Raw genomic sequence first — 4,658 nt, 5'->3', positions numbered from 1 at the left:
CCTGCCGAACCTGGTAATCGTATTTATTGGTGAAGCCATACAGCAGCGTACCCAGGATGCCGCCTCCCGCTGCCATCCCTATCCAACTCAGAAATACAGAACGGCTGATGCCACTATCTTCCTGGATGTGCTCGCCTTCGGTGCGGGAAAAGAACAACCTGCCTGCCACCCATTGGAAAAGCCTGCGGATATCGTCCAGCAAAAAGAAAACTGCAGCCAGCACCTTGGCAAAAAACAGGGAAACCAGTACGCTGAACACCACGGAGCGCAGACCCTGTGAAACATTGTCCAACTTAAGGTAAGGCAGGATAAGCATGCACAAAATGGCGGCGATGGAAACAACCCAGTACCCGATCAGGATAAAAGAACGGGTGCGGCTGCTGGCGCCAAGCGAAACGAATTTTACCACCTGGAAAACATAGAGGTCCAGCAAAACCATGAAGGCTACGATAATAAATAGAAAAGGAGAATTGCGCATGTTTGAATCCTGTTTAAACAGATAAAGCTTACCCTGACAAAACAAGCGGCATCGGCGTTGGATAATTTGCAGTATCCACCTACGCTTTGCGCCGCTGCGTCTTTGCGTGCCCACCAACCGGCGCAAAGAAAACGCAAATACGATGCAAAAGGCGTTAAAATGGGCCGGAGGCGCAATCTTTCCACATTCCTTGTTTTGCCGGCTTATAATGTATTTTTGCAAAACTTTCGAAAACAACCCCTTATATGCGGCTTACCTTTTACGGACATTCCTGTTTCCTGCTGGAGCTTGGCGGCAAACGTGTGCTGGTAGATCCTTTTATCACGCCCAAGCCTGCCGCTAAAGACATCGATATCAGCGCAATCAGGCCCGATTATATCCTGGTTTCGCATGGTCACGGCGATCATATTGCCGACTGTGTGGCCATTGCCCAGCAAAGCGGCGCCACCGTGGTGAGCAATTTCGAAATCTGCACCTGGCTTGCCGGCCAGGGTGTTGCCAACTACCATCCCATGAACACGGGTGGCAAAAAGACCTTTGACTTTGGAACCGTTCGATGCACCAATGCGATCCACTCTTCGGGTTTGCCCGATGGCAGCTATGGCGGCAACCCCATGGGGTTTGTCATCACTTCGGGCGAAGAAAGCCTCTATTTCAGCGGCGACACGGCCCTTACCACCGATATGACCCTGGTTCCGGGCTGGGCAAAGCTTAACTTTTCCATTTTCCCTATTGGCGATAACTTCACGATGGGTTATGAGGATGCAATAGAAGCGGCACGGATGGTGCAGTGTACAACCGTTGTAGGTGTGCATTACGATACTTTCCCTTATATCGTGATTGATCAACAGAAAGCCATGGATGCTTTTGCTGCGGCAGGCATCAGGCTCATACTTCCCGCCATAGGCGAAACCATTGAACTATAAATTTTTGCTGAACTAATGGCCAGAATCATAGGTGTAGCCAACCAGAAAGGCGGCGTTGGAAAAACTACAACTGCAATCAACCTTGCAGCCAGTTTTGCTGTGCTGGAATTTAAGACCCTGCTCATCGACGCCGATCCGCAGGCCAACAGCACTACCGGTGTGGGTTTCGACCTGCAAAACGTCACCCATAGCCTGTACGACTGTATGGTGAACCAGGCTACCGCCAAAGATGTGATCCTTAAAACGGAAATCCCGCACCTCGACCTGATCCCCTCGCATATCGACCTGGTAGGCGCCGAGATCGAAATGATCAATTACCCCAACCGGGAGAACGTGATGAAGAACCTCGTTGCCGAAATACGCGACGAGTACGACTTTATTGTTGTGGACTGCTCTCCTTCCCTGGGCCTGATTACCGTAAATGCACTTACTGCTGCCGACTCGGTTATTGTACCGGTACAGTGTGAATTCTTTGCCCTTGAAGGCTTGGGTAAACTGCTCAATACCATCAAGATCGTTCAGAGCCGCCTCAACCCCGAGCTGGTTATTGAAGGCATCCTGATGACCATGTACGATGGCCGCCTGCGCCTTTGCAACCAGGTGGTAAACGAAGTGCGCCGCCATTTCGAAGACCTGGTTTTCAGCACCATCATCCACCGCAACTCGCGCCTGAGCGAGGCGCCGAGCGTTGGCAAACCAGTAATTTTGTATGATGGCAACAGCAAAGGTTCCATCAACTACCTGAACCTGGCCAAAGAAATTTTGCAGAAAAACAATAAAACGAAGATTCCGCAAGAGGAACGTACGATTGAGTTATAGGTTTTGCCAATAGTGCAACAACCCCAACTCCAAACTCCGAACTCCAAACAGAATAATGAGTGCAGCTAAACCCAAGAAAGACGATATTGGTAAAGGACTGAGGTCCCTCCTGCAGGGCATCAACTCCGACCTGAAAAATACCGCTACCGGTGCCCTCAAGGAAGGCGCCGTAGAAGCAGCTACCGGCATCATGCGGATACCGGTCGAAAAAATTGAACCCAACCCCAAGCAGCCCCGTCGCGATTTTGACGAAGCCTCGCTCCAGGAGTTGGCTGCTTCCATTAAAATCCACGATATCATCCAGCCCATCACGGTTAGCAAGCTGGCGGGTGGCAAATACTGCCTGATCTCGGGTGAGCGCCGCTGGCGTGCGTCCAAGATGGCTGGGTTGAAAGACATTCCAGCCTATATCCGCCAGGCCAACGACCAGGAACTGCTGGAACTGGCCCTGTTGGAAAACCTGCAACGTGAAGACCTCAACGCCATGGAGATCGCCCTCTCCTACAAGCGGATGATGGAAGAACTGGAACATACGCAGGAGCAGGTGGCCGAGCGCATGGGTAAGGACCGCAGCACGGTTACCAACTATATCCGCCTGCTGAAGCTGCCGCCCGATATCCAGGTTGCCGTGCGCAACGGTGAGCTGAGCATGGGTCATGCCCGTGCCCTGATCAATGTGGACACAGTGGACAAGCAGCTCTTTATTTTCGAAGAGATCAAATCCAAAGCACTGAGTGTGCGCCAGACCGAAAACCTGGTGCGTGCCCTGTACAAGGAAGGCGGAAAAGAAGAGAAAAAGCCGGTACCTCTTTCCCTGCCGCCTGCCTATAAAAAGATTGAAGACAAGCTAGCCACTCATTTCAGCACCAAGGTGCTGCTGAAGCATAGCAAAAACGGTAGCGGCCAGATCACCTTTGATTATTACTCACTTGAAGAGCTGAACAAGCTGCTGGATCAGATGAATATAGTGATAGAATGAGGAATGAGTAGTGATTGGTGATTGGGTATTGGGATTATAGTAAATGAAAATCGACAATAGAAGAAATATCAGTTACCTGCTTGCGGTGTTGCTTTTTTGCAGCACCGCTTTGTTGTGTGGCGCACAGCAAAGGGACACCCTCAGCAGCAGTAGGGATACTTTGAATGCCAGGAAAGATACTACGCCCATCAAGGTAGACTCTTTAGATGCAGCTGCCACACCGGTTCGGGAAAGCAAGGTGGATTCCGTCATCCGTTTGCACTCGCCGAAAAAGGCTGCAATCCGTTCGGCCATCATTCCCGGTTGGGGGCAGATATACAACAGGAAGTACTGGAAACTGCCACTGGTATATGGCGCCCTGGGCACTACTGCGGGTATTTTCAAATGGAACCTGGACTGGTACCGGCGCACCCGTTTTGCCTATGCGGTTACCGTTAATCAGGATACTGCTTCTTTCGGGCAGGTACACCCCGAGCTGCAATATTTCGTGGAGCGCAACCAGGCCAACTCACTTAAAAATGCCCGGGACGGCTACCGGCGAAACCTTGATTATTCGGCACTTTTTTTCCTGCTTTTCTGGGGGCTGAACGTGGTGGACGCCACCGTGGACGCCCACCTCAAGGCATTTGATGTAAGCCCCGACCTGAGTTTAAAAATCAAAGCTGGTTACAGCGAACTGGCCCGCACCAATGGCGTGGGACTGGTACTCACCTTCAAATAAATACTGCTTCAACTATGCGCATTGCATTGATTGGTTATGGTAAGATGGGACAGATGATTGAGTCCATTGCCGTTGCAAAAGGCCACGAGATCGTATTGAAAATCCATATCGACAATACGGAAGATTTTACCAGGGAGAACCTGGGTAAAGCGGATGTGGCCATTGAGTTTACAAGCCCCCACAGTGCCTTTGCCAATGTATCCAAATGCCTTGAATGGGGCGTGCCGGTTGTAAGCGGCTCCACCGGCTGGAATGCCCAATTACCCGAAGCCAAACAAATGGCGGAAGCAAAAGGCGTCGGCTTTTTGCATGCCTCCAACTTCTCGGTTGGCGTGAACGTATTTTTTGAAGTAAACAAGCAACTGGCGCGGCTGATGGCTGCCCATGAAGATTACGAGGTAACACTCCGCGAGGTACACCATACCGCCAAACTGGACGCGCCAAGCGGCACGGCCGTAACACTTGCCGAACAGGTGTTGGCCAACCTTACCCGCAAAAAAGAATGGGTAAATGGCGAAGCCAACGCTGCCGAACAACTTGCCATCATCAGCGAGAGGGTTGACCCGGCACCCGGCACGCATTACGTAAAATACAGCTCCGATATTGACGATATCGAGATCATACACACCGCCCACAACCGCAAGGGTTTTGCTTCAGGTGCCGTACTGGCCGCCGAGTTCCTGGCTGGCAAAAAGGGCGTGCATACCATGAGCGAAGTATTGGGATTCTGATAAA

The 4,658-nt window shown here is 51.3% G+C and carries 5 protein-coding genes and 1 pseudogene; 5 read left to right on the top strand and 1 reads right to left on the bottom strand.

Annotated elements, in window-relative coordinates:
• Positions 1-478: pseudogene (locus tag BUE76_RS25140) on the bottom strand (metallophosphoesterase); the annotation flags it as partial.
• A 245-nt stretch (positions 479-723) separates the two neighbouring features.
• Between BUE76_RS25140 and BUE76_RS12205 the strand changes: the two are divergent.
• The 5 genes from BUE76_RS12205 to dapB are packed head-to-tail and all read left to right on the top strand — an operon-like array spanning position 724 to position 4,654.
• Positions 724-1,404, top strand: a complete 681-nt coding sequence (locus tag BUE76_RS12205; protein ID WP_073040034.1) for a metal-dependent hydrolase — start codon at positions 724-726, stop codon at positions 1,402-1,404.
• A 15-nt stretch (positions 1,405-1,419) separates the two neighbouring features.
• Positions 1,420-2,223 carry a ParA family protein gene (locus BUE76_RS12200; protein ID WP_073040035.1) on the top strand — a complete coding sequence of 268 codons (804 nt, stop codon included), beginning with the start codon at positions 1,420-1,422 and terminating at the stop codon, positions 2,221-2,223.
• A 55-nt stretch (positions 2,224-2,278) separates the two neighbouring features.
• Positions 2,279-3,202 (top strand): ParB/RepB/Spo0J family partition protein, encoded by a 924-nt coding sequence (locus BUE76_RS12195; protein ID WP_073040037.1) that lies wholly within the window; start codon positions 2,279-2,281, stop codon positions 3,200-3,202.
• Between the two features lie 43 nt (positions 3,203-3,245).
• Complete coding sequence (locus BUE76_RS12190) at positions 3,246-3,923, top strand: DUF5683 domain-containing protein (protein ID WP_073040039.1); 678 nt, start codon at positions 3,246-3,248, stop codon at positions 3,921-3,923.
• Positions 3,924-3,937: 14 nt separating this feature from the next.
• The gene (gene dapB / locus BUE76_RS12185; RefSeq protein ID WP_073040041.1) at positions 3,938-4,654 is read left to right on the top strand and encodes a 4-hydroxy-tetrahydrodipicolinate reductase; all 717 of its coding nucleotides are present in this window, start codon (positions 3,938-3,940) and stop codon (positions 4,652-4,654) included.
• Positions 4,655-4,658: the final 4 nt, after the last annotated feature.

The organism is Cnuella takakiae, assembly GCF_001953305.1.
Lineage (GTDB): Bacteria > Bacteroidota > Bacteroidia > Chitinophagales > Chitinophagaceae > Flavisolibacter > Flavisolibacter takakiae.
This window is presented reverse-complemented; position numbering and strand designations above follow the sequence as displayed.

Bases quoted from the DNA above. Each gene is read 5' to 3' on its own strand.
- BUE76_RS12205 (WP_073040034.1), top strand. From the start codon at position 724: ATGCGGCTTACCTTTTACGGACATTCCTGTTTCCTGCTGGAGCTTGGC.
- BUE76_RS12200 (WP_073040035.1), top strand. From the start codon at position 1,420: ATGGCCAGAATCATAGGTGTAGCCAACCAGAAAGGCGGCGTTGGAAAA.
- BUE76_RS12195 (WP_073040037.1), top strand. From the start codon at position 2,279: ATGAGTGCAGCTAAACCCAAGAAAGACGATATTGGTAAAGGACTGAGG.
- BUE76_RS12190 (WP_073040039.1), top strand. From the start codon at position 3,246: ATGAAAATCGACAATAGAAGAAATATCAGTTACCTGCTTGCGGTGTTG.
- dapB (WP_073040041.1), top strand. From the start codon at position 3,938: ATGCGCATTGCATTGATTGGTTATGGTAAGATGGGACAGATGATTGAG.